Here is a 24,831-nt window from a genome sequence, read left to right as displayed (position 1 = left end):
TTCCCCCCTTGTGGCAGGCCACGGTCAATGAAGAATAATTACGATGATTTGCAGCGTTTTAAAGAGAAAACGCAAACGCTCGACATCGACTTTAAAGATATGTCTGGCCAGACGCAGGAAGCGGCGGAACACAGTAAATGGGCATTGATTCGTCAGCTGGCGAAAGAAGAACAGCAGACGCCATTGGGCAGCGGTCAGCGTATCGACCTGCCTCAACCTCAGCCGCTGCGCGGTGATGAGTTCACTGCTCCTCTGCCTGACGCTCCTGCACGACCTGCGACCCTGAATGTGCAACCGGCAATGGCTGCCCGCACGTCGATTCTCGATAGCCTGTCAGGCAGCAGCCTGACAGCAACCAGTGCCGCTGAACGCGGTCCTTCGTCGCTTTTTCCGCTACCGCCGCCACCACGACCACAAGTGGCTGAGCCTGTTGCTGCCCTTCGTGCAGAGCCCGTCCTGCGCGCCCCGGTGGCGGATCGACAGCCTGTCATCTCGCCCTCCGCCCCCCATTCTGAACCCGAACGGTTTGGCGCGCTGTTCCGCTCGCGCGATGTGACTCTGCCGAAAGAAACCTTACTCAAACCGTTACTGGAGAAGATTGCGTTATGCCGTTAGTTTGTGTGTGCTCGCCGAAGGGAGGCGTGGGAAAAACGACGCTGGCGGCGAATCTGGCCTGGAGTCTGGCACGTTCCGGTAGCAAAGTTCTGGCGATTGATTTTGATGTGCAGAATGCATTGCGTCTGCACTTTGGCGTGCCGCTTCATGATGGTCGTGGATTTGTAGCGCGCTCAGAAGAGCAGGCGGACTGGAGCCAGTCAATTCTCACCACCGGCGGCAATATTTTTGTCCTGCCTTATGGCGACGTCACCGAGCCCCAACGTGAACGGTTCGAAGAGAACCTGATGAAAGATCCCCACTTTATTAAACGCGGTCTGGATACGGTGCTCAATTATCCCGGCCTGGTAATTGTGGCTGATTTTCCGCCTGGTCCCGGTCCTGCCCTTAAAGCAATGACGGCGCTGGCCGATATGCATTTAGTGGTGATGTTAGCGGATACCGCGTCAGTGTCGTTACTACCGCAGATTGAAGAGAACCGGATGACCGGTAAACCGCTCAATAATAAGCAGGGTCACTATTTTATCCTGAACCAGTGCGACAACCGCCGGAATATTAATCGCGATGTCACCGCATTTATGCAGCAGCGTCTGGGCGATAACTTACTGGGCGTGGTTCACCGTGATGAAAGCGTGGGTGAAGCCAATGCTTCCCAGCAGTCTGTTTATGATTTCAGCCCGGCTTCGGCAGCGGCATTTGATATTGAACTGATCGCGAAGCGTGTCAGCAGCATTCTGAATATCACCGTGGGTAATGGCGAAGTTCAGGCTCCCATCCGCACAAACCACTATTAGCCGACTTCTGCAGGCGACTATCTAACACAGCTCTTCTCAGGGTGAATCATGAGTAAAATCGGGTTTTACCTGCTGCTGCTGGTGCTTGCACCCGTTGCCGCGGTGATCATCATTACGCCAATGGACAGCCAGAAACAGTATATTTTTGGTCTGATCAGCATTGGCATGATGTTTTTATTGGGTTTCAGCAAGAGCCGCAAAATAACTGTGGTGATGGTGATTCTCTCTGCCTTGATGTCCAGCCGCTATATCTGGTGGCGCACTACTGAGACGCTGCACTTTAATTCCGAAGTTGAGGCTATTTTAGGGATTGGCTTATATCTGGCGGAGCTTTACGTCTGGCTGATCTTAATTCTCGGCTTCCTGCAAACCACGTGGCCCTTAAAACGCACGATTGAACCTTTGCCAGACGATACCAGTCTGTGGCCGACGGTTGATATTTATGTGCCTTCCTATAATGAAAGTCTGGATGTGGTGCGCGACACTGTACTGGCCGCGCAATGTATCGACTACCCGCGTGACAAACTTAAAGTTTATCTGCTGGATGATGGTAAGCGCAGCGAATTTGCCCGTTTTGCGGCAGATGTCGGGGTAGGGTACATCACCCGAGACGACAACAAACATGCTAAAGCGGGTAACCTCAACCATGCGATGAAGATCACCAAAGGTGAGCTGATTTGCATCTTTGACTGCGACCACGTGGCGACCCGTACCTTTCTGCAGGCAACGGTGGGGCCGTTCCTGAAAGATTCGAAGCTGGCGCTGCTGCAGACACCACACTATTTCTATTCTCCCGATCCCTTTGAGCGTAACCTGCGCGCCGCGCGCAGCATTCCAAACGAAGGCTCACTCTTTTATGGCCCGGTTCAGCAGGGCAACGACAACTGGAATGCCACCTTCTTCTGTGGCTCCTGTGCGGTGATCCGTCGTTCAGCGCTGGAAGAGATTGGCGGCTTTGCTGTTGAAACTGTCACCGAAGATGCGCATACCGCCCTGAAAATGCAGCGCCTGGGCTGGGGCTCCGCCTTTCTGGCCATTCCGCTGGCTGCCGGTCTGGCAACCGAGCGTCTGGGCCTGCATATCATTCAGCGTACCCGCTGGGCGCGCGGCATGACGCAGATTTTCCGCGTTGATAACCCGCTGTTTGGTCGTGGCCTGAAATGGCAGCAGCGTCTTTGCTACCTTAATGCCATGCTGCACTTCCAGTTTGGTCTGCCACGTGTTGCCTTCCTGACTGCGCCGCTGGCCTACCTGCTGTTTAACCTGAATATTATTCATTCCTCGGCGTCGCTGATCTTCGCCTACGTGCTGCCGCACCTGGTCATGTCGCTCTATGTTAACTCCCGCATGAATGGCCGTTTCCGTTACACCTTCTGGGGTGAGATTTATGAAACGGTGATGTGCTTCCATCTGGTGATCCCGACCCTCCTGACCCTGCTGTCGCCAAAGCATGGGAAGTTCAACGTCACCGATAAAGGCGGCGTGCTGGATCAGGGGTTCTTCGATTTCCATATCGTGCGTCCGCACGTGATTGTGGCGCTGCTGCTGGGCATCGGTATTGTGGCGGGTGTGGTGCGTGCCGTGATGCATGACTACTTTGGCGTCGATCCTTATGTCATCGCACTCAACGTCGGCTGGGCGATCTTCAGCCTGATCATTCTGATGGCGGCGATTGCCGTGGCCCGCGAAACCAAGCAGGTGCGTAAAACTATCCGCGTAGATGTGCAAATCCCGGCGATTATTCACTACGCCAGCGGCATTTCCTCACGCACCCAGACCAGCAACCTTTCGATGGGCGGTGCGCAACTCGACGCGCCAGATGGACGCCATGAAACGGATGAGATTGAAGAGATTGATCTGATGCTGAAATCCGGCGCGATCACCATTCCGGTCAGTAAGATTTCCGGTGATGAGGAGAGCATTCGTCTGCGCTTTGAGGCGATGCCGCTGGCGCGTCGCCGCGAACTGGTCCGTGTGGTACTGGCGCGTGCGGATGCCTGGATTCAGCCGGAGTATAAGCAGGACAACCCACTGATTTCGCTGGGCACCATTATCCGTACCGTATTTGAGCTGTTCTGGCTGACCTGGAAGGGCCGCCACGATAAACGTAAAAATGTCGATCCGGTGGCTGCGGCGGCGAAAGAGGATGGCGTGGCATGAAGATCCTGACGCAAACTTTGCTGGCCAGTTCACTGACCGCAGCGTTATGGCTGACGCCCGCTGGCGCGGAAACGCCGGCTGCGGGTGATAACAGCACTGCCCCGTTAAACAGTTCTGCGCCGATGCCGTCTGGTGCCGTTTCTGCTACGCAGCCAGCCGATGCAGCAGCCAGTGCGCCGGTAAACAGTTCAGCGCCGACACCGCCTGATGCCGTTTCTGCTTCGCAGCCAGCTAATGCAGCGGGCAGTGCGCCAGTGACAAATCAGGCGCCGGTCAGTGATGCCGCGCCTGCGGCACCGATGAATAATAGTGTCACGCCGACAGCCGGTTCAGCCCAGGTGACGGCCCCGGTCAGCGGTGGCGAGTCTGCCACGCAGTCAGTGCCATCAGCGGCCCCGGCTACCCAGGCTACAGAATCGGCTTCGGCTTCTGCGCCACAGAGTGCCGCACCGGATGCGACACCAGCAGCCACGACCCCATCCTATGCACCCGCTGGTGATACAACATCAGCATCTCAGGCGTCAGCGACCGGTGAGGCTTCTGCGCCGGCCGCCGCACCCGTGACGAGCACCGGTGCCGTGACCCAGGACAGCAGCGCGTTGTCCGCGGTGCCACTGCCACAGGGACTGAGCAACGCCGATCCGGCGCTGGAAGCGGCTGCCAGTGCGCTGCCCTACGCGCCAGGCCAGGCGACGATGCCGGTTGCAGAACCGCAGCTGCCGATTACCGCAGCCATCAATCAGCCCATCAGCAGCACGATCTCAGTGGCTCAGATGGGCCAGTCACGTGGCATTACGCTGACCGGCGGCCAGTTACAGTCGGGCATCACCTTTACCCTGCCCAGCGATGAAGTCATTACCAATGCACGACTGAATCTGACGCTGCGCGTCTCTGCCGCCCTGGCCGCACGCAATACGTCGCTGCAGTTGATGCTGAATGGTCAGCCACTCGGCACACTGCCGCTGGGAGCCACTGACAGCGACGTCAGTGACTATGAGCTGGATGTTCCCGCGGCGATGGTGGTGTCGAGCAACAACCTGAGTTTTAAAATTAACGATGCGGACAAATTGCTGTGTGAGAAAGAGAGCGCGCAGCAGTACCAGGTCACCATTCTGCCGAAGACCTCGCTGCACCTTGAGGGGCAGCAGCTTAATATCGGTACCAGTCTGCGCAATTTTCCGCGTCCCTTCCTGGATCCTCAGCGGATGACGGCGTCCACTATCACGATGGGCTTTGCCAGTAACCTCTCACCCGATGCGGTCAGCGCGGCGGCACTGGTCGCTTCCTGGCTCGGTATTCAGAGTGATTATCGTGGCATCCGCTTCCCGGTAGTACGCGGCGAACTGCCGGAAAACAACGGTATCCTGTTTGGTCATCCTGGCGATCGGATCGGTACCCTGACGTTCCCGGCCAGTAATGGCCCGATGTTGCAGGTGGTGGATAATCCCAACAACCCGGTTTACAAATTGCTGCTGGTGAGTGGCAACAATGAGGAGCAGTTGCGTCAGGCAGCGAACCGGCTGACGACGCAGCCATTCGCGACCGATGAGAGCCAGCTGCAGGTTCCTGTACAGACCATTGGCAACCGCAAACCTTACGATGCACCACGCTGGATTAACACCGACCGACCGGTACGTCTGAGCGAACTGCTGCGTAAGGATCAGAGTCTGACCAGCAGTGGCATCTGGCATGATGCGCTACGCGTTAACTTCCGCGCTGCACCTGACCTGTTCCTGTGGGATGGAAAAACGGTGCCGGTCAACCTGCACTATCGCTTCCCGTCGGAAAGCTGGATTGATGAGGACAACTCGTTTCTCAACGTCATGCTTAACGGTATGTTCCTGCGCAACCTGACGGTGAATAAAGTCGGGCTGCTGGAAAACGTCTGGCATCGTTTAGGCGGTGACGCGCGTCAGGAGCAGTATCAGCTGAATCTCGAACCCTATCTGATTTATGGCGACAACCAGCTTGCACTCTACTTCAATATCAAACCGCGAGCCGATGCGCCCTGCGGTGTACTCCTGAACAACAACATTAAGAGCCGGATTGAAGAGGACTCATGGATCGATCTGAGCCATACCCGTCACTTCAGCATGCTGCCAAACCTCTCTTACTTTGTGGGTGCCTCGTTCCCGTTCTCGCGTCTGGCCGATTTCGGCCAGACCACGCTCCTGCTGCCGGAAACGCCCAGCAATGCCGAGCTATCGACGTTGCTGGATCTGGCGGCGCGTGCCGGTAACGCTACGGGGGTGGCACTGACGCAGAATCAGGTGCTGTTTGGTCTGCCCAACGGCGGCACCAACATGGCGCGCTTACAACAGAGCGATCTGCTGGCGGTCAGTACGACCGGCAACAGCGCCTTTAATCAGGCGATGCTGGCAGCATCACCGTATGACGCCACGAGCAGCACTTTTGGTGTGAAAGAGCCCGATACGCTGGAAAAATTACGCGGCTGGCTGACGGGCGACTGGAGTCTCCAGCAGCTGGATGCCGACCGTTATTTCTCCTCCAACGAGGCGTGGCGAGGCTTCCTCAGCTACCGATCGCCGTGGAATCGCGATCGGCTGGTGGTGATGACGGTGGCAACCAGCGACGATCAGCTGCTGCGACTGCATAACGATTTGAGTTCGGCGCAGATTAACGCCGGAATTCGGGGCGATACCGCGATTATTACCGATGAAAACGGTATTCGCAGTTTCCGCGTCGGGGCGCAATTCCCCAGCGGCGAAATGCCCTGGTACATGATGGTGGTGTGGTATGCCAACCAGCATTCGGTGCTGCTGGCGCTGACGGCGATGCTGCTCTCTGCGCTGGTGGGCAGTGCGGCCTGGGTGATGCTGAAGCGTCATGCGTGGCGGCGTCTGAACCCAAAGCAAGATCGTGATTCCGGCAGGAAGTAAGGATAATAATGAAAAATAATCTGTTGAGTGCCGGTATTCGTAAGGCGTTGCTGCTGGGCAGCGCGCTGGCTCTGTCACCGCCGCTTCTGGCGGCGGAAAGCACCAATCCGGCGCTGCAGGCGCTGTTCGATCAGGCCTCTTACTGGCATCAGAAAGCGCATGATGATCTGGCGAAAGCCTCGCTGCAAAAGGTGCTGATGGTTGAACCCGGCAATACCCAGGCACTTTATCTGCTGGCACTTTATTCACAGCAGGGCGGCGATAATGCCGCCGCGGCGCAGTATCGCGCCCGGCTTAGTCAGGTCTCTCCCAACGATCCGCACCTCGGCGAACTGGACAGTGCACGCCAGCTGCAGACCATTCCACAGGCGCAGCTTTCGTTGGCGCGTCAGCAAGCGCGCAGCGGCAATATTCCGGCGGCGTTACAGACCTGGCGCAATACCTTTACCGGCAATGAGCCACCACCCAGCGTCGCGGCAGAATATTATCTCACTATGGCGGGTGACCGGACGCTGCTGCCGCAGGCGGTTGAGGCGCTGCGCCAGTTTGCGGCTCAGCACCCGCAGGATACGGGGGCGAAGCTGGCGCTGGGTAAGGCGCTGACTTATCAGGAACAGACCCGTCGCGAAGGCATTGAGATGCTGAGCGCGCTGGCGAGTGGTAATCAGGATGCCGATCGCTCACTGCGTCAGGCACTGCTATGGCTTGGCCCTCAGCCGTCAGATGCGGCACTCTATCAGACCTGGCAGCAGCGTCACCCGCAGGACTCAGCGGTAATCGACTACTACCGTAAAAATGTCGGTGGCGCAGAAAAAGGGGCCGGATTCAGCGCGCTGAACAGCGGTGACGTTGGCGGAGCGCAGGCCAGTTTTGAAAAAGTGCTGGGCGCCAACCCGCAGGATGCTGATGCGTTAGCGGGTATGGGCTATGTGGCCCAGCGTGCCGGACATTATCAGGAAGCGGCAGATTATCTGCAGCGCGCTGCACAGCTCGGCGGCGATCAGGGTGCTTCACGTCAGCAGCAGGCGGACGATGCGCGCTTTTATGCACAACTGGCCAGCGCCCAGCAGGCGCTGAAAAGCGGGGACACTGCGCAGGCGCTGACCTTAAGTGAACCGCTGGTGCAGGCTGACGGTGAGAAAGGGCTGGCCGCCAGGTTGTTTCGCGCCGACGTGCTGCGCCGCACCAATCAACCGCAGCAGGCAGAGCAAATTTACCGCAGCATTCTGCAAAGCGATACGAATAACCGCAGCGCCAAAGAAGGGCTTTTCTACGTTCTGCGTCAGCAGAATCGGAATGCCGAAGCCAGTACGCTGCTGGGCGCGCTGCCGGACAGCGTGCGTCAGAGCGTTACGCCACGGGCCAATGAAGCCGATGCGTTGCGTCTGCAGGCGAAGCGCCAGCTTGCCGCTGGCAATAACGCCGCGGCCATCGCGACGTTGCAGCAGGGCGTTCAGCGCTATCCCTCGGATGGCTGGCTGCGGCTCGATTTAGCGCGGCTTTATCGTCAGCAGGGCGATATGCTGCTGGCGGCCAACGTAATGCAACCGGTGATGCGCAATGGGGCCAGCACCAGCGAGCTGTATGCCGGTGCGCTTAATGCCAGCGAAAGCGGCGGCTGGCAGCAGTCCAGCGCCTTGCTGTCACGCATTCCCGCTAATGCTAAAACCGCGCCGATGCGCGAACTGGCGCAGCGGGTGAATTTTAATCTGCAGATGAGCACGGCCGATCAATATCTGGCGCAGGGCGCGACGGCAGCGGCTGCCAATACCCTGAAAGCGCTCGCGGTCACGCCACCGACCAATCCGGTTGATGCCGGAAACCTGGCGCAGAAGCTGGCGCAGGCGGGCGATCTCACCAGCGCCGTTTCGGTGGTGCGGACTAACCTGCAGCGCGGCGTGCAGGGCAACGCCGGCGATTATGCTGCGCAGATGGCAGTGCTGAATCAGGCGGGCCTCGGCAGTGAGGCGCAGCGCTTCCTCAGTAACCCGGAACTGCAGGCGCGCAGTACGCCGACGCAGCTGGCGGGTATTCGCAACGGCTATCTCATTAACGAAGTGGATCGCCTGCGGCAGCAGCGCCAGTACGCGGTGGCGTATGACAAGCTGATTGGCGCACTACAGCAGGATCCGCAGAACCGTGATCTGATGTTTGCGATGGCCCGTCTTTACCAGGACGGCAAGATGAACCGGGATGCGGGTGTGGTCTATGACTACCTGATGACCCAGGATACACCGACGCAGGATGCGCGCGTCGGGGCCATCAACGTCGCGCTGGCGCAGAACAATCTGCAACGCGCTAACGAGCTGAGTCGCGGCCTCAACACCACCATGCAGACGCCGGATCGACTGCTGCTGCTGGCGCGAGTCGCGGAAGCCAATGGCGACCATTCGCAGGCGATGGCATATCTGCGTTCAGCACGCGGGCAGCTGATTGGCCTGCAGGGTGCACAGCCTGGCAGCGTGCCGACTGTGGGCGGCCTGGCGCTGGCGGATAATCCGTTTATCAACCGTAATACCTCACCAGTGGGACGTTCGCCGTCCAGCTACGGCACTGTGCTGCCGTGGCAGGCGGCACCGGCGGGCGTTGCCGCTGGCGTGACAACGCGGGGCGAACCGGCTGCGGGCAGCGAAATCCTTTCTCAGCAGTCACAGGTTCTGCACGACGTCGACACCATGATGGATTCGCTGCAGGAGAAAACCGGCACCTGGAGTCAGGGCATGGTGCAGGTGCGCGGGCGTGATGGCGAGTCAGGCCTCAGTAAGCTGACAGAAGCCAAAGCGCCGCTGACCTTCTCAACCGTGCCGTTTGAAACGGCGCGTCTCGACTTTACCGCCACGCCGGTCTCACTCACGGCGGGTAGTGGCGCAGCCGATGCCTGGCGTCGTTTCGGCACCAATGCACTGAGTCAGGGCCGGGTTGTCGCCGCAGGCGGTGCGACGGTGAATGATCTGCCGAACGGCGTTACCGATTCGCAAACCGCCTCTGGCGTGGAGCTGAATCTGGCACTGAAGGGCGACAGTTATAAAGTGGACATTGGCAGCACGCCACTGGGCCAGGATCTCAGTACACTGGTCGGTGGCGTGCAGTGGTCACCGAAACTCACTGACTTCCTGACGCTGATCCTCACCGGTGAGCGTCGTGCGATTACTGATAGCCTGCTCTCCTACGTCGGCGCAGAAGATAAAACCAGCGGCAAACGCTGGGGACGCGTCACGAAGAACGGCGCGAACGCCCTGTTAAGCTATGACAATGGCGATGCAGGCTTCTATGCTGGCGCGGGCGCGTACAGCTACCTTGGCGAGAATGTCGCCAGCAATAACAATCTGCAGGCAACCGCTGGCGCTTATGTCCGTCCGTTCCACAGTGACGATCGCGAGCTGAAAGTAGGCATGAGCCTGTCGTGGATGGATTTCTCGAAAAACCTCAGCTACTTCAGTTACGGTCAGGGCGGCTACTTCAGCCCGCAGAACTACGCGTCGGTCTCATTCCCGATAGAGTTCTCACGTAAATTTGACGATCTCAACGTGAATATTGGCGGTGCGGCCGGTTATCAGACCTACAGTCAGGATAAGAGCGCGTACTTCCCTGCAAATGCCAGCCTGCAATCTGAGCTGGAAGCCCTTGCCGCAAGAGGCAGTGTAAAAGACGCTTACTATTCTGGTGGCAGCAAAAACGGCATCGGCTACAACCTGCACGCCGGGGCGGACTACAAACTCAACAAAGATGTGACGATTGGCGGCCAGCTGAGCTATGACACCTTTGGTGACTACAACGAAAGCAGCGCGCAGCTCTATGTCCGTTATCTGTTTGGAGAGAAGTAATGAGTGAACATTCTGGGGTATCACATCCACATCAGCCGGGCTGGTTTGACCTGGTCAGCGTGATGATTGACGGGATGGTGGCCAACGCGGGTCAGCGGGAGGCGGAGGCCTTTCTCTATAAAATGGGTGAATCACTGGCGACCCGCTATCCTTTGCCAGCGTCACGCACCGTGCAGGATCTGGAGCGCGAGGCCAACTTACAGCTGGCGCGATTTAACTGGGGCTTTGTGCAGCTTCAGCCGGAAGAGACGGCGCTGCTGATGACGTATCACGCCTTACCGGCTGGCGACAATACCCATTCTCCGGCTGACTGGCAGGCAGTATTTGGCGCAGTCATAGCCGGACTGTTTTCAGGCTGGTTACAGGGCCAGGGCGGCAGCAGGATTGTGCCGGTTACACTTGAACTCAATGATGGCAGCACGCTGCACTATCGATATCAATAGGATCGGAAATGAAACGTAAGCCATTCTGGATGGGCTGGATCTGCTCTGTTTTACTGCTGGTCTGCAGTGCGCAGGCGAGTGCCAGCGGCTGGGACACGTTTAAAGGTCGTTTTCTGACGGCGGAAGGGCGGATCACGGACACCGCCAATAACAATGTCAGTCACACCGAAGGTCAGGGTTATGGCATGTTGCTGGCGGTAGCCAACAATGATCGCGCCACGTTTGACAGGTTGTGGCAGTGGACACGCACCCAGTTAGGTAATCCGCAGACCGATCTCTTCTACTGGCGCTATGTGCCAGGCAGTGACAATCCGGTTGCTGATAAGAACAACGCCTCGGATGGTGATGTGCTGCTGGCCTGGGCGCTGCAGCGTGCTGCTCAGAAATGGCAGGTGGAGAGCTACCAGCAGGCATCTGACCGTATTCAGCGCGCCATCATCAAGCTGGATGTCACGAACTTTGGCGGCTATACCGTCCTGCTGCCGGGCGCGCAGGGTTTCAATAAAACCAGTTACGTGGTGCTTAACCCTTCCTATTTCCTGTTTCAGGCGTGGCGTGAGTTTGGCGAGCGCAGTCATCTGCAGGTCTGGGATAAGCTGATTAATGATGGTTTTACGCTGCTGGGTAAGCTGAGTTTTGGCAAAACCGGTCTGCCGCTGGACTGGGTTGCGCTGAATGCCGACGGTTCGGTTGCCCCGGCTGTCGGTTACTCAAACCGCTTCAGTTATGACGCGATTCGCGTACCGCTGAACATCTGGTGGTATGACCCGCACAGTCTGGCGCTGGTGCCGTTTCAGCGCGTCTGGCAGGGTTACAGCCGTATGCTGACTCCCGCCTGGTTCGACGTGCTGGCAAATGCACCTGCACCTTATCATCTTGAGGGCGGTCTGCTGGCGGTGCGCGACCTCACGCTGAATGAGACCGGCTATCTGAGCGATAAGCTGGCTGCGGATCAGAACTACTTTTCCGCCAGTCTGCAGCTGCTGACCTGGCAGGCGTTTCAGGAGAAGCGCTGATAACAGGCAGAACGGCGGCGCTGGCCGCTATTCTGCTGCCGACAGTAACACGATAAAAATGGGTCAGGCGCTAAGCGGCGGCTGACCCGCACTTCTGCTTTACGGCAGTGATGCGTTACTCCGGATAGGGCACCCAGTCTCCGCCATTTAGCCTGATCCAGGGCTTGCCCTGATACATCATCACCACTGCACCGTCGTTTTCCGACACCACTGGCGTCTGCGGCAGCTTGTCAGTCAGCACCGACATATTGACATTGGGCGCATTAAATACCTGCCCATCCACCACGCGAGACACAATCTCTGAGACTGCCAGCAGACTGGTTGGCGCATCAATATTGAGTGGCTGTCCCTGATGCGGGGCTTTCATGCCGACAAACTTAATCCCGACCGGCACATGCGTAATACCCGGGCTGGGAATGTCGCGCAGCCCTGACATCTGCATCTTATCGCCCTGCAGGGCGGCCCCATGCTCCGGCACCACCAGCACCATCACCCGACGGCCTGACTTCTCCAGCTGAGTAAGGAAGGCGTCGATCTGATCAAACAGCAACTGAGCGCGCGGCTTCCATGGGGCTGTCTGGGTGCTGCCCAGTTCGCGGGTGCCGTCGTGCAGCGGGATCAGGTTATAGAAGGTGGCGCTGCGGGCATCGCTGCTCTTGCTGCGATCGTCGAGCCAGCGCTGCATCAGTTGGGCATCATTGAACACCGGCGTGCTGTCGAATGAAGTCACCTCCGGCGCAATACCCGCCTGCGACATCAGCGGTGCCTGAATATCCCCGCCTTCGCGCAGTTCTTTGAGATAGTTACCAAACACGCCGGTGTGGTCCATCATCAGCTGCTCTTTAAAGCCCAGCTTCGCCAGATTATCGAACAGATAGCAGCGTGAATCAGTGGGTTTGTAGAGATCGCTGTGCGAGGTCTGACCGCAGCTGGCACGCAGCAGACGAATCCCTGCCGGTCCGCTGTAGCTCGTGGCGGAGTTGTAGTTGGTCAGCATGATGTCGAAGTGATGCCACAGCGGATGATTACGCAGTTGCGAGGCATCCATATCTGACCAGGCGAGCGAACAGATGTTGATCACCAGAATGTCGAATGGCTGTGAATCGGCAGGCAGGCTGTCGGGGAAGTGGGTAACGCGCTTGCGCTCACTCTCATAGAAACGGTTGAGCCAGGCGGTCAGATTCGTACTGGTCGCGGGTGCAGACTGATCGAGCCCATCCGGCGTAGCGGCTGGCTGGCTGGCGGCTGGCGTCTGATTCAGGACCACCTGCGGAGTGGCTGCGCGGGTCGGTAGCAGCGACATCGCCGGGCCAGCGATAGTGAGTACGTTGAGCCAGATCAGCATCAATGAAACCAGCACGGTGATACGAATCCACTGCGCAACAAAGAGATAGAGAACCAGCAGGACAAAGAGCGCACCTATCATTTGCCAGTTGATAAAGCGGTCTGCCAGATCGAGAAGATAGGCTGCGGAGAAGCCCGCCAGCTGATCGCCCTGGCTCATGATGCTGCTGAGTCCGGGCAGCCAGGTGTCATGCCAGAACAGCCCGACACCAATGGGGATCGAGACCCAGTGGCGCAGGCGATGCAGGCGTACCGTCGGCAGCGGGAAGAGCAGCCAGGCGAGAAACACCAGGTTGCTCAGCGCGTGAAAGTTGAGATAGCCATACCACAGCAGGGCGAACTTCACTAAAAAGTAGAAATTCCAGCCGCCCAGTCCGCGCCAGCAGGACCACAAACCGGAAGAGTGGGCCGCAGCGGGTTGATCATTTTTCATTAATTTTTGCATCCGTTTTTGGAGATTGACGCTGCCAGTCACCTTCAGACTTTAGCGCACGCGCAGGCAACAGCCGATTCAGCAGGCCGTTCCAGCGACGCGGCAGCCAGCGTTGCCAGACAGGCTTTAGAATCAGCAGGATAAAAATAGCCAGCAGCGCAATCTGTACCCAGTCCATCAGGTTCATCGGGATTCTTTCTCCGGCAGTAAAGTGATGGGCTGCGGTGCCGAACGTACAGGCGCATCCACTGGCTTGAGGGTGGATTCGAGCAGAGATTCTGAAACCGGCGTCAGTTCCTGAATCGCCATCGGCGTCAGTTTTTTAATATTGCTGACTTCCGCAAGAATATGATTATCCTCGAACCAGACCATCCGGTTTGCAAATAGCTCATCGTGAGGCAATGAAAATATATATTTCAAGGCCTTATCGAGATCGTTGTAGCGGCAGGAGGAGAGAAACAGTATGACGCGATCTTCCAGCACCGTGACCAGGTCGCCGAAGCGACGCGGTTTACAGAGCGTCAGAATCTGCTGGGGTTGAAGCTGCGGCACTGGCCGCAATGCCACCAACAGGCCCTTATCATTTTCCGGCAGTAAGGTATTACTGATCAACTGGCTGACTGATTGACAGAAGGCGTCAAGCCGCAGGTAGCCTTTCTCATGCAGCGGCTGCAATGAGGCGGTTAACGCCTCAAGACTGGCGGGAACGCGACGGTTAAACACCTGTCCCTGAAGACCTTCCAGCGTGGTCAGAAAGCGCGACATAGCTGCGTTAGCCGGCACGATGGTGTTGACTCCGCAGGCCAGCAGCAGCCGCTCGTCGCTATAACGCAGGCTGGCCCCCATCTCACGTACCACAATTTTCATTCCGTTGCCGCGAGCACGACGCAGGCTGTGAACCATCTTCGCCAGTTCGCCGATATAGTCGCTGCGGGTCAGACTAAAAATAACTGTCGCGGCATTAGCCTGCTGTGCCTGGAACCAGACCTGCTCATTATCATCAAAGAGCTGCCACTGGCGTGAAAGCGGCGGCGCGCCCTCAAGCACGATTTTGTCCGCGAGATAATGTTGTTCGTCATTAAGGCTCAACGGTTCCTGCTTTTCATTTAAGGCAAAGAAACGATCTTCTTCACAGCCCAGACGTATTGCACGATCGGCGAGCAGGCGTTCCGCGGCATACCACCAGTTAATTCGATACTGCCAGCTGTCCTGCTGAAAGCTCAAATGGGCAACGCCATCCAGCTGACGAAAATAACGCTGAAGATTATTACTCAGGTTTATTATGGTGGTGCCGGAGGTAATGATTAAAAGTGTGAGTTTGCTTTTATGTAGCGTGCGGCGCATACCCTTTATCCACCGGGTTAATTCGGCGTCATCGAGCTTATCCCATTGCGCTGCGCTGCTGTTAAATATCACCAGTCCGTTTTTACTGCCAAGCGTACGCAGAAAATCATTTTCCAGCAGCAAAAGACTCCGTTTGCTTTTGGAAAGAGAAAATAGCGGGATACGGTCGGGGCCGCCGATCGGGTCGGGCGTCAGGAGATCACGAGGCGGTTGATCAGCGCTGATGAGCGTGACGGCCTGCTGATGTGAAATCACCTGTCGAATCAACATGCGGGCGTCATCCTGCCGTGCACACGTCACCCAATAACAGCCAGGCGTTTGCAATGCCGTTAATTCAGGCTGAACATGCAACAGCCCTAGCGAAAAAGAATTTTTCATATTGAATTCGTTATTTTTCCAGTCCAGGCTAGCTTATTATAGACAGGCCAGGATGTAACCTGAGAAATTTAAACATTGCCAATGACAAACTGGCTCACAATGTCTGGCAAATGCAGCGTTGCTGAAAATCTTTTTGAACCTCCTTTTTATGCGCAGGCGACTATTCTGAGTCTGACAGTGTTTTATCTTTGGCGAACAGTAATGAAAAATCCAAATCTTCATACCCCTGAGGCCGCCGATGGCGATCGTCAGGATGATATTAGTGCTTTGCGTGACGCCTTTTCTTTGCACGCTTTTCGCTATGTCGATATTGCGCGCGAAGAGCGTCTGAAAGAGATTTTGTCACGCTGGACGCTGTTAGCCGAAACGGTCCCCAGCCAGCCTGAGCAACCTCACTGATGCCGCAGATAGCGCTTCAGGGCGTGCGGGGCGGTGTCGGCACAACGTCTCTTTGTGCCGGACTGGGCTGGGCGCTGGCGGCTCTCGGCGAGCGGGTGTTGCTGATCGACGGCTCGCCGGTTAGTCAGCTCGGCATGCATTTCAATCTGCCCGCTCAGCAGGAGAATGGCTGGATGAAAGCCCTGTGCGAAGGGGGAGACTGGCAGCACAGCGCGCTGTGCTATCCCCATGGGCCTGACTTGCTGCCACATGGTGTGCTTTCTCATCAGCATTCTTTGACTATCACCCGTCAGAATGAGTCTGTCGCCGCACCGCTGCTCCAGGTATTGCCGGACCTGCAGGCGCGCTATCAGTGGATTATTTTTGATCTGCCTGCCGACTCCCTGCCGTGGCATGAAACACTCTATCAACAGCTGGACGGCATACTCTGTGTCATCCAGCCTGACGCCAATTGTCATTTGCGCCTTAGCCAGCGCCGCTTTCCGGCGCGCACCCGCTTTGTTATCAATCAGTTTAATGCTAACAGCCGTCTGCAGCAGGATCTGCATCAGCTTTGGATGGCTTCACTGGCGCAGCTGATACCGCTGCTGATTCATCGCGATGAGGCGCTGGCAGAGGCGCTGATGATGAAGCAGCCGGTCGGTGAATATCGGCCACATGCGTTAGCCAGCGAGGAGATCATCACGCTGGCTAACTGGCTGTTACTCAATCTGAAGGGAGTAAGTTCTTGAATCCGTTGCGCTGGCTGTTGACTGCGCCCGCCTGGCAATCGCTGCATCGGGGCTATACCACTGCGCGAGGCAATGGTGCCTCCCGCTTCGCCAGCGCACTTCATCTTTTCTGGTCTGTTCTGGGCCTGATGCTGCTCCGCTTCGAAAGCCCGGGCTGGCAGAGTGTGATTCAGCAGCGCCGCCGCCTCTATCCGCACATCTCACCGGAGCGTCCGCGTCCGCTGGATATCCTGCGCTATCTGATCCAGACACTGTGGCTGATTATGATCCGGCTCCCCCAGGCGAGCGCCCGCGATGGCGTTAAGGGCCTGAGCGCACTTTCTGGCTGGCGGCAGCACGGCTATCGCTGGCTGGACAACGTTATTGCCCGCTCGCAAACCCAGGGCATTGATACGCGCATCGAACAGCGACTGAAGCGCCTGTCGCCGCCGATGCGACGCAGCCTCTTTGTCGTGACGGCTCTCTTTGCCTCACTGCTGGCGCTGCTCTGTATCAGCCAGCCCTTTGGTCTGATGACGCAGTTTATTTTTGTCGTACTGCTCTGGGGTCTGGCGATGCTGGTCCGGCGCATTCCGGGTCGTTTTCCTACCATGATGCTGATCGTGCTGTCGTTGACCGTGTCGTGCCGCTACCTCTGGTGGCGCTATACCTCGACGCTGAACTGGGACGATCCGCTGAGCCTGATCTTTGGTTTGCTGCTTATTGCAGCAGAGACCTACGCCTGGGTGGTGCTGGTGCTGGGCTATTTCCAGACGCTGTGGCCGCTTAACCGGCAACCCGTCTCCATGCCGGCTGACCGTTCGCAGTGGCCATCGGTGGACCTGCTGGTGCCGACCTATAACGAAGCTCTTAGCGTTGTCAGACCGACGCTCTATGCTGCGCTGGGTATCGACTGGCCGAAAGATCGCCTGAATATCTATCTCCTTGACGACGGCAACCGGCCGGAATTCCGCGAGTTTGCCACCAGCATTGGCATTAACTATGTGGCGCGTCCCTCTAACGAACATGCCAAGGCGGGGAACATCAACCACGCGCTGAAAAACTACTGCCGCAGCGACTTCGTGTCGATCTTTGACTGCGACCATGTGCCGACACGCGCTTTTTTACAGATGGCCATGGGCTGGTTTATCAAAGATCCCCGGCTGGCGATGCTGCAGACGCCGCATCACTTCTTTTCGCCCGATCCGTTTGAGCGCAATCTCGGGCGGTTTCGCCGTACGCCGAATGAGGGTTCGCTCTTTTATGGGCTGGTGCAGGACGGTAACGATACCTGGGACGCCACCTTCTTCTGTGGCTCCTGCGCCATTCTGCGCCGCACTGCGCTGGAAGAGATTGGCGGTATTGCCGTAGAAACCGTCACTGAAGATGCCCATACGTCGCTGCGTCTGCACCGGCGTGGCTACACCTCGGCCTACATCCGCATTCCTCAGGCGGCCGGGCTGGCGACCGAAAGTCTGTCAGCGCATATCGGGCAGCGTATTCGCTGGGCACGCGGGATGGTGCAGATTTTCCGCCTTGATAACCCGTTGTTTGGTAAGGGGTTGAAGTGGGTACAGCGGCTCTGTTATGCCAACGCTATGCTGCACTTTTTGTCCGGTATTCCGCGGCTGATCTTCCTGCTGGCACCGCTGGCGTTTTTACTCTGCCATGCCTACATCATCTATGCGCCTGCCCTGGCGATCGCTATCTATGTTTTACCTCACATGCTGCACACCAGCCTGACCAACTCGCGTATTCAGGGGCGCTGGCGTCACTCTTTCTGGAGCGAAGTTTACGAGACGGTGCTGGCCTGGTATATCGCCCGGCCTACTACCGTGGCGCTGTTCAATCCTCACAAGGGTAAGTTTAACGTCACGGCGAAAGGCGGACTGGTCGAGGAGCAGCATCTGGACTGGGTGATAACCAAACCCTATATGTTGCTGGTGTTGCTTAATGTGGCGGGCGTGTTGATGGCGTTCTGGCGCATGCAGCACGGTCCGGCCAACGAGATACTGACCGTCTGCGTAAGTCTGATTTGGGTGCTCTATAACATGATTATTCTTGGCGGTGCGGTGGCGGTTTCCGTTGAAGCCCGGCAGATCCGCGAGGCGCACCGTGTAGAGATCGCCATGCCGGCCGCCATCGCACGCGAAGATGGTCATATGCTGCCCTGCACGCTGCGTGACTACTCGGATGGCGGCGTCGGGCTGGAGATGCGCGAGCCGGATGCGCTGCGGGAGAATGAAAAAGTGTGGCTGCTGCTGCGTCGTGGACAGCAGGAGTTCAGCTTCCCCTGCCAGGTGCAGCGTGTCTTTGGCCACCGGGCTGGCGTGCGTCTCCATCAGCTGACCACCCAGCAGCATATTGAATTTATCCAGTGTACCTTCGCTCGCGCCGATACCTGGGCACTGTGGCAGGACGGTTTTCCGGAAGATAAGCCGGTGCAAAGCCTCGCCGATATCATGATCCTCGGTTTCAAAGGTTACCTGCGCCTGGCGGAATATGGCCCGCCGCAGTTACGTCGGCTGTTTAACCTGCTTACCGTTGGGGTGAGCTGGCTGGCTTCGCTGTTGCCGCAAGGCATCCGTGCGCTAGCTTCAAAAAACGCATTGAGTTGATGATATGACGATAACGAGAGTAAACAGGTGGGTCGCTGCGCTGCTGTTGGGTTCCACAACACTAAGCTGCGCCCTGGCGCAGGAAAATATGGCGGTCACTCCCGGAGAAACCGCGGTGCAATCTTTGCCGCCACAGCCTGCTGCACCGCTGCGTAACAGTCAGCTGAGCTTTGTTAAGCTGGCACCAGCGCCGGGTAGCATGACGCTGAGCGGAACACGTACCAGCGGGCAGATCGAGTTCGGTGTGCGCAGTGATGAGGTGGTGACGCGTGCGCTGCTTAATCTTACCTATCGGCCCTCGCCTGCGCTGCTACCTGTGCTGTCGCAGCTGAAGGTTTATCTCAACGATGAGCTGATCGGCCTGATCACCATTACCCCGGACCAGCCGGGTAAAGAGATTCAGACGCAGCTGGCAATCGATCCTCACTATATTGCTGACTTTAACCGCGTGCGCTTTGAGCTGGTTGGTCACTACGCCAACATCTGTGAAAATCCGGCCAACAGCACCATCTGGCTTGATATCGGCAAAGAGAGCGGCATCGATCTGACGCTGCAAAAACTGCCGCTGAAAAATGACCTCTCCCATTTTCCTGAACCCTTTTTTGATACCCGCGACACGCGACCGCTGACCTTGCCGATGGTGTTTGCTGCCCAGCCGGACATAAAGCAGCAGCGGGCTGCCGCGATTCTCGCCTCCTGGTTCGGCAGCAAAGCTGCCTGGCGCGGACAGCGCTTTCAGGTGCTCTACAATCAGCTGCCGCAACAGCAGCATGCTGTGGTGTTTGCCACCAACGATGCGCGCCCGGATTTTCTGAAAGATTTGCCGCCGGTTGTAAAGCCGACCGTGGAGATAGTGAGTCAGCCTGACAGTCTCTATGAAAAAATGCTGCTCATCCTGGGACGCAACGACGACGATTTGCTGACGGCGGTGCAGGGGATTGCGCAGGGTGAGTTGCTGTTACGCGGGGACACCTCGACCATCGACCGCGTTACGCTGCTGGCACCGCGCCAGCCCTATGATGCGCCAAACTGGGTGCGCACCGATCGCCGCACCACCTTTGCTGAACTGACTCAGTATGAAAACCAGCTGCAGTCTGACGGCCTGCAGCCCAATCCCATCAGCCTGACGCTGAATCTGCCGCCCGATCTCTTCCTGGTTCGCGCGCGCGGCATCGACATGGATCTGAGCTATCGCTATACCGCGCCTTTCCAGTCGGATGGCTCGCGGCTGGCAGTGAACCTGAATAATCAGTTCATCCAGGATTATCCGCTACCGCCTAAAAACACGGCCGGTCAGCAGTTGCTGCATATTCCCCTGATTCAGGGAATGCTGGACAAAAACCATGAACTGCTGATTCCGGCGTTACGCCTGGGTGTGGTTAACCAGCTGCGCTTCGATTTTGACTATGCCAACACCTTTATTGGTGGCAATGCTGACGGGCGTTGTGAAACCGTGACGCCAGTCGGTCATCATGTGGTGGTGGACGACAGTTCCAGCATCGATTTTTCTGGCTATCGCCACTACATCGAAATGCCATCACTGCGTGCCTGGGCAAATGCGGGCTTCCCGTTCAGCCGTTATGCCGATCTGGCGCAAACCCTGGTGCTGATGCCGCCAAAACCAGACGTCCAGCAGGTCAGCACACTGTTGAATGCGATGGGCAATAGTGGTGCACAGACTGGCTATCCGGCACTGCGCGTTCAGTTGACCGACGACTGGGCCACGGCGAAAAAGCAGGATGTGGATCTGCTGATGATCGGTGTCATCCCCAAAGATCTTCAGAATGACCTGCGGATCCCGGCGCTGGTCGACGCCACCGCCAGCTGGCTGAAAGAACCCGTGCGACGGGTCACGCCACAGATGAATCCGCAAAGCGGTCGCGATCAGACGGCAGAAAGCACCACTGCCATCAGCTCCCGCGGCCCGCTGGCAACGGTGATTGGCTTCCAGTCGCCGTTTTACGATCAGCGCAGCGTGGTTGCGCTGCTCGCCGATGGCACGCCGCGTGGCTGGCAACTGCTCAACGAGGCAATGAGTGACAGCGATAAGCGTGGCGCAATGTCTGGCTCCACCGCGATTATCCGCGAGTCAGGGGTTAACAGTCTGCGGGTTGGCGAGAGCTACTACGTTGGTCATCTGCCGTGGTGGGAGCGTCTCTGGTCGCTACTCTCGACCCATCCCTTCTGGCTGGCACTCTGCACACTCTTTGTGGTGGTGCTGTTCGCGCTAATGACGTGGCGTCTGATGCGAATTATTACCCGTCGTCGTTTACTGGATGAAGATGAATAACGCTCAGGTACTGCGGGCGGGCATGCTGCTTGGTGCGCTAAGTGCGCTGCCGGGGCTGGCCGCACCGACTGACGGACCGGAAGTCTCGCCAGTCGAGTGGCTGCTGGCACAGGTCCGCACCGGCGAGTCGACTAACAAATACGATCTGGTACAGCAATCGCTCTACCGGCTGGAGAAGATGGACCCGGATAATCCGCAGGTGCTTGCGGCGCGTCTGCGTCTGGCGCTGCATCAGGGCGATATCACCGCAGCGCAGGCGTTGCTGGATCAGCTCAACAGGCTGGCGCCCGGCTCGACGGCGGCGCGTGAGTCTGCCGCAGGCCTGCGCATGATGTCGCCAGAGGGGCGGCAGCAACTGCAGCAGGCGCGATTGCTTGCTACCTCAGGGCGGCTGGCGGAAGCAAAAAGCGCGTACGATGCGCTGTTCAACGGCGTGTTTCCCGATCCCAACATCGCCCTGGAGTACTGGCGGCTGATGGCGCGCCTTCCTGGCCAGGAAGAGGTCGTATGGCAGCAGCTGCAGGCGATGGAACAGCGCTATCCGGGCAACGTTGGCGTCGGATTGCAGATTGCCCGCATGGCATTTGCCCGGCAGCAGTCGGCGCAGGCGATAGTCCAGCTGAAGCGGCTGGCGGAAAGCAGCGGCGGGCGTGATGCCGCGGCTGATCTCTGGCTGAAACAGATTAACGATCAACCGGTCAGCGACAGTAGCGTCGCGCAGTTGAAAGAGTATCTCACCGTCTTCACCGAGGGCGATGCGCATCAGCAGGGCCTGGAGGCGCTCTCGAAGCAGCAGACGACGCTGGCCGATCCCGCTTATCGCGAACGGATGCGCGCGCTGGCGCTGGTCGACGCAGGCAATGTGAATAACGCGATGGCGATCCTGAACCGGGCACTGAAAGCGAATCCCGATAATGCCGAATTAATGGGGGCGATGGGGCAGACCCAGGCCCGCGCGGGCCATCGTGATGCCGCCATTCTCTGGCTGGAACGCGCCATCAAAGCGGGACAGCAGAGCACGCTGATCGGCAAATGGCAGTCGCTGCTGCAGAGCAATCGCTACTGGCTGGCGATTGAGCAGGGCGATAAAGCGCTGGCGCAGCATGATATTGAAGGGGCCGGACAGCACTATCGTGCGGCCCAGAAGTATGACAGCAGCGACAGCTATGCCCTGATTGGCTTGGGTGATGTGGCGATGGCGCGTAAAGATGCGGCGGGCGCAGAACAGTTCTGGCAGCGCGCGCGACGGCTGGATGGCACCAATATCACCGCAGTGCGTCGGCTGGCGGGGCTTTATCAGGCTGTGTCGCCTGCACGCGAGCTGGAATTTATTACTACCTTACCCGCCGGGCAGCAGCGCGCCCTGGCTGACACGCTGCGCCTGCTGCGCAGCGATAGCCTGCGCACGGAAGCAGATGCTCTGGCGCAGCAGGCTCGCTGGCCGCAGGCGGCAGAGAAATATCGCCAGGCACGGGAGCTGGCTCCGGATGACGTCTGGCTCAGTTACCGGCTGGCTGGCGCGCTGCGTAACAGTGGTGACGTGCAGCAGGCGCAGACGATAATGCGCGCGGTCGCGCAGCAACATCCGCAGGATGCGACTGCACTTTACGCGACCGCACTCTGGTTCTCGGGCAACGATAACGACAGCGAGGCACTGGCCACGCTGCATCGTCTGCCCGATGCGCAGTGGAGCAGCGATATGCGTCAGCTGGCTGACCGCCTGAAACAGAATCAGATCTATGCCCAGTCCGAGGCGCTGCGCGCCGCCGGGCGGGAGCCGGCAGCCGTAACGCTGCTTGAGCAGCAGCCAGTTTCCAGCCGACGTGACCTGACGCTGGCCGACTGGGCACTGGCACGCGGTGACGCGCTGCAGGCGCTGGCAGGCTATCAGCAGGTACTGTCTCGCGAGCCGGAAAACGGCGATGCGGCGCTGGGACGAATCGAAGCGCTGGTTGCCCTGCAGCGCAACAGCGAAGCCCTACAGGCGCTTGAGCAACAGCCGCCGATTCAGGCGAGTGTCAATGCGGACAGGCGTGCTGCGCTGGCGTGGCAGGCGGTGGGTGAAACCACGCGGGCTGCCGTGCTGTTTAGCGATCTGAAACAGCGCGCCGCCTCGCTGCCACCTTCTCAGGATAAGGCGCTGGTGTTTCGTGATGCGGCACGACTTGAACGTTCGCAGCAGCAGCCTGAACAGGCACTGGCCGATTATCGTCAGGCGATGACGGCCAGCGGTATTGATAGCAGTGGCAATATCAGCCGCGCCACCCGCAACGATCCGCAGGATGAGTGGCTGAAGCGCAGCCTGCGCAGCGACACGGCCGATCTCTATCGTCAGCAGCAAACCACGCTGACAGTGCAGCAGGACTATTCACGCAACAGCGGTACGGGCGGCATCTCTGACTTTACGGCGCACACCACCATGCTGCAGGCGGAACATCCGTTTGCCGATGGGCGCGGCTTTTTCCGGCTCGACCGGGTGGACGTTTCCGCAGGGACCTTTACCACCCGAAACGGTAGCTTTAATGATTTATTTGGCAGCTGTGACGATGTGAATTCCGGCGGCTGCACTTCTCAGACTCACCAGCGTGACAGTGGCACGGCGCTGGCCGCTGGCTGGCATAATGCGATCTGGTCGGCCGACCTCGGCACCACGCCGCTGGGTTTTGAAGTCACTAACTGGACCGGCGGCCTGAGCTGGAAAACCGATGTGAAGCAGCTCGGTGTGACGCTGACCGCTTCACGCAGGCCAATTGCCAGTTCGCTGCTCTCCTATGCCGGGACGCGCGATCCGGCAGTCAACGGCAGTGAAAGCTGGGGCGGTGTGGTGGCAACGGGCGGCAGCATCGGGCTGAGTTACGATCAGGGCGGTGCGCATGGTGTCTGGGGCGACATCAGTGCGCATCAGATCACCGGCAAGAATGTCGCTGATAACAGCCGCGAGCGCCTGATGGGCGGCTATTACTACAAGCTGATCACCACCGACAATCGCCGTGCGACCATCGGGCTGAACAGCATGCTCTGGCACTATCAGAAGGATCTCAGTGATTACACCTTCGGCCAGGGCGGCTACTACAGTCCACAGCAATATCTCTCCTTTGCTGTGCCGGTCACCTGGCGGCAGCGTACGGAGAACTGGTCATTTGATCTGGGCGGTTCAGTTTCGTGGTCACATTCGAAAACGGATGCGCAGCAGCGTTATCCGGTTAATCCTGGCTTCACCCTTGCCAGCAATCCCTCTTCCGCCAGCAGCGCCGGCGGGGGGATCGGCTACACGCTGCAGGCAGTAGTTGAGCGGCGGCTGACGTCGGCGTGGTTTGTAGGAGCAGGTGTCGATATTCAGCAGGCGAAAGATTACACCCCGAGCCACGGCCTGATCTATGTACGCTATGCTGCCGGGGGCTGGGAAGGGGATCTGGATATGCCGCCACAGCCGCTGGTTCCCTACGCAGATTTTAAATAATCCCGATCGGGAAAAAGCCGGACTTTTCAGACGGTAAAAAAGTCAGTTTATGGGATATACTGGCGGGCATTGTACTGTCTGCTATCTGGGCTTTTTTCATCGT

At 58.2% G+C, this 24,831-nt stretch carries 15 protein-coding genes; 12 read left to right on the top strand and 3 right to left on the bottom strand.

What is annotated here, in order from left to right:
- The first annotated feature begins 27 nt into the window (after positions 1-27).
- The 7 genes from bcsO to NP77_RS00420 are packed head-to-tail and all read left to right on the top strand — an operon-like array spanning position 28 to position 11,752.
- Positions 28-615, top strand: a complete 588-nt coding sequence (bcsO, locus tag NP77_RS00450; protein ID WP_039658637.1) for a cellulose biosynthesis protein BcsO — start codon at positions 28-30, stop codon at positions 613-615.
- Positions 606-1,409 carry a cellulose biosynthesis protein BcsQ gene (gene bcsQ / locus NP77_RS00445; RefSeq protein WP_039658636.1) on the top strand — a complete coding sequence of 268 codons (804 nt, stop codon included), beginning with the start codon at positions 606-608 and terminating at the stop codon, positions 1,407-1,409. Before bcsO ends, bcsQ (NP77_RS00445) begins: the two co-directional genes overlap by 10 nt.
- Before the next feature lie 48 nt (positions 1,410-1,457).
- Positions 1,458-3,569 (top strand): UDP-forming cellulose synthase catalytic subunit, encoded by a 2,112-nt coding sequence (bcsA, locus tag NP77_RS00440; RefSeq protein WP_052250627.1) that lies wholly within the window; start codon positions 1,458-1,460, stop codon positions 3,567-3,569.
- Positions 3,566-6,469 carry a cellulose biosynthesis cyclic di-GMP-binding regulatory protein BcsB gene (gene bcsB, locus NP77_RS00435; RefSeq protein ID WP_039658635.1) on the top strand — a complete coding sequence of 968 codons (2,904 nt, stop codon included), beginning with the start codon at positions 3,566-3,568 and terminating at the stop codon, positions 6,467-6,469. The genes bcsA (NP77_RS00440) and bcsB (NP77_RS00435) overlap by 4 nt, the downstream gene beginning before the upstream one ends.
- Before the next feature lie 8 nt (positions 6,470-6,477).
- Entirely contained in the window at positions 6,478-10,293 is a 3,816-nt protein-coding gene (locus tag NP77_RS00430) for a cellulose biosynthesis protein BcsC (RefSeq protein ID WP_039658634.1), read from the top strand.
- Positions 10,293-10,736, top strand: a complete 444-nt coding sequence (bcsD, locus tag NP77_RS00425) for a cellulose biosynthesis protein BcsD (RefSeq protein ID WP_039658633.1) — start codon at positions 10,293-10,295, stop codon at positions 10,734-10,736. The genes NP77_RS00430 and bcsD overlap by 1 nt, the downstream gene beginning before the upstream one ends.
- Before the next feature lie 8 nt (positions 10,737-10,744).
- The gene (locus NP77_RS00420; RefSeq protein WP_039658632.1) at positions 10,745-11,752 is read left to right on the top strand and encodes a glycosyl hydrolase family 8; all 1,008 of its coding nucleotides are present in this window, start codon (positions 10,745-10,747) and stop codon (positions 11,750-11,752) included.
- Between the two features lie 115 nt (positions 11,753-11,867).
- On the opposite strand, the gene bcsG is transcribed toward NP77_RS00420, so the two are convergent.
- The 3 genes from bcsG to bcsE are packed head-to-tail and all read right to left on the bottom strand — an operon-like array spanning position 11,868 to position 15,251.
- Complete coding sequence (gene bcsG / locus NP77_RS00415) at positions 11,868-13,529, bottom strand: cellulose biosynthesis protein BcsG (protein WP_039658631.1); 1,662 nt, start codon at positions 13,527-13,529, stop codon at positions 11,868-11,870.
- Positions 13,519-13,716 (bottom strand): cellulose biosynthesis protein BcsF, encoded by a 198-nt coding sequence (gene bcsF, locus NP77_RS00410; RefSeq protein WP_039658630.1) that lies wholly within the window; start codon positions 13,714-13,716, stop codon positions 13,519-13,521. The genes bcsG and bcsF overlap by 11 nt, the downstream gene beginning before the upstream one ends.
- Positions 13,713-15,251 (bottom strand): cellulose biosynthesis protein BcsE, encoded by a 1,539-nt coding sequence (gene bcsE / locus NP77_RS00405; protein WP_039658629.1) that lies wholly within the window; start codon positions 15,249-15,251, stop codon positions 13,713-13,715. The genes bcsF and bcsE overlap by 4 nt, the downstream gene beginning before the upstream one ends.
- A gap of 201 nt (positions 15,252-15,452) precedes the next feature.
- On the opposite strand from bcsE, the gene bcsR reads away from it, so the two are divergent.
- Genes bcsR through bcsC form a run of 5 tightly spaced genes read left to right on the top strand, consistent with a single transcriptional unit; the run spans position 15,453 to position 24,728 of the window.
- The gene (gene bcsR, locus NP77_RS00400; RefSeq protein WP_039658691.1) at positions 15,453-15,650 is read left to right on the top strand and encodes a cellulose biosynthesis protein BcsR; all 198 of its coding nucleotides are present in this window, start codon (positions 15,453-15,455) and stop codon (positions 15,648-15,650) included.
- Positions 15,650-16,381 (top strand): cellulose biosynthesis protein BcsQ, encoded by a 732-nt coding sequence (gene bcsQ, locus NP77_RS00395; RefSeq protein ID WP_039658628.1) that lies wholly within the window; start codon positions 15,650-15,652, stop codon positions 16,379-16,381. The genes bcsR and bcsQ (NP77_RS00395) overlap by 1 nt, the downstream gene beginning before the upstream one ends.
- Positions 16,378-18,978 carry a UDP-forming cellulose synthase catalytic subunit gene (gene bcsA, locus NP77_RS00390; RefSeq protein WP_039658627.1) on the top strand — a complete coding sequence of 867 codons (2,601 nt, stop codon included), beginning with the start codon at positions 16,378-16,380 and terminating at the stop codon, positions 18,976-18,978. The genes bcsQ (NP77_RS00395) and bcsA (NP77_RS00390) overlap by 4 nt, the downstream gene beginning before the upstream one ends.
- 4 nt (positions 18,979-18,982) lie before the next feature.
- Positions 18,983-21,268 carry a cellulose biosynthesis cyclic di-GMP-binding regulatory protein BcsB gene (gene bcsB, locus NP77_RS00385; protein WP_039658626.1) on the top strand — a complete coding sequence of 762 codons (2,286 nt, stop codon included), beginning with the start codon at positions 18,983-18,985 and terminating at the stop codon, positions 21,266-21,268.
- Complete coding sequence (bcsC, locus tag NP77_RS00380; protein WP_039658625.1) at positions 21,261-24,728, top strand: cellulose synthase complex outer membrane protein BcsC; 3,468 nt, start codon at positions 21,261-21,263, stop codon at positions 24,726-24,728. The genes bcsB (NP77_RS00385) and bcsC overlap by 8 nt, the downstream gene beginning before the upstream one ends.
- Positions 24,729-24,831 lie beyond the last annotated feature (103 nt).

Origin of the sequence: Pantoea sp. MBLJ3, from assembly GCF_000816655.1 — a bacterium.
Classification (GTDB): domain Bacteria; phylum Pseudomonadota; class Gammaproteobacteria; order Enterobacterales; family Enterobacteriaceae; genus Pantoea; species Pantoea eucalypti.
The sequence above is the reverse complement of the archived record's forward strand: the minus strand, read 5'-3'. Positions and strand labels throughout refer to the sequence as shown.

What these genes read in the sequence shown, in the direction of transcription:
- bcsO (WP_039658637.1), top strand. Translation starts at nt 28, where the DNA reads ATGAAGAATAATTACGATGATTTGCAGCGTTTTAAAGAGAAAACGCAA.
- bcsQ (WP_039658636.1), top strand. Translation starts at nt 606, where the DNA reads ATGCCGTTAGTTTGTGTGTGCTCGCCGAAGGGAGGCGTGGGAAAAACG.
- bcsA (WP_052250627.1), top strand. Translation starts at nt 1,458, where the DNA reads ATGAGTAAAATCGGGTTTTACCTGCTGCTGCTGGTGCTTGCACCCGTT.
- bcsB (WP_039658635.1), top strand. Translation starts at nt 3,566, where the DNA reads ATGAAGATCCTGACGCAAACTTTGCTGGCCAGTTCACTGACCGCAGCG.
- NP77_RS00430 (WP_039658634.1), top strand. Translation starts at nt 6,478, where the DNA reads ATGAAAAATAATCTGTTGAGTGCCGGTATTCGTAAGGCGTTGCTGCTG.
- bcsD (WP_039658633.1), top strand. Translation starts at nt 10,293, where the DNA reads ATGAGTGAACATTCTGGGGTATCACATCCACATCAGCCGGGCTGGTTT.
- NP77_RS00420 (WP_039658632.1), top strand. Translation starts at nt 10,745, where the DNA reads ATGAAACGTAAGCCATTCTGGATGGGCTGGATCTGCTCTGTTTTACTG.
- bcsG (WP_039658631.1), bottom strand. Translation starts at nt 13,529, where the DNA reads ATGAAAAATGATCAACCCGCTGCGGCCCACTCTTCCGGTTTGTGGTCC.
- bcsF (WP_039658630.1), bottom strand. Translation starts at nt 13,716, where the DNA reads ATGAACCTGATGGACTGGGTACAGATTGCGCTGCTGGCTATTTTTATC.
- bcsE (WP_039658629.1), bottom strand. Translation starts at nt 15,251, where the DNA reads ATGAAAAATTCTTTTTCGCTAGGGCTGTTGCATGTTCAGCCTGAATTA.
- bcsR (WP_039658691.1), top strand. Translation starts at nt 15,453, where the DNA reads ATGAAAAATCCAAATCTTCATACCCCTGAGGCCGCCGATGGCGATCGT.
- bcsQ (WP_039658628.1), top strand. Translation starts at nt 15,650, where the DNA reads ATGCCGCAGATAGCGCTTCAGGGCGTGCGGGGCGGTGTCGGCACAACG.
- bcsB (WP_039658626.1), top strand. Translation starts at nt 18,983, where the DNA reads ATGACGATAACGAGAGTAAACAGGTGGGTCGCTGCGCTGCTGTTGGGT.
- bcsC (WP_039658625.1), top strand. Translation starts at nt 21,261, where the DNA reads ATGAATAACGCTCAGGTACTGCGGGCGGGCATGCTGCTTGGTGCGCTA.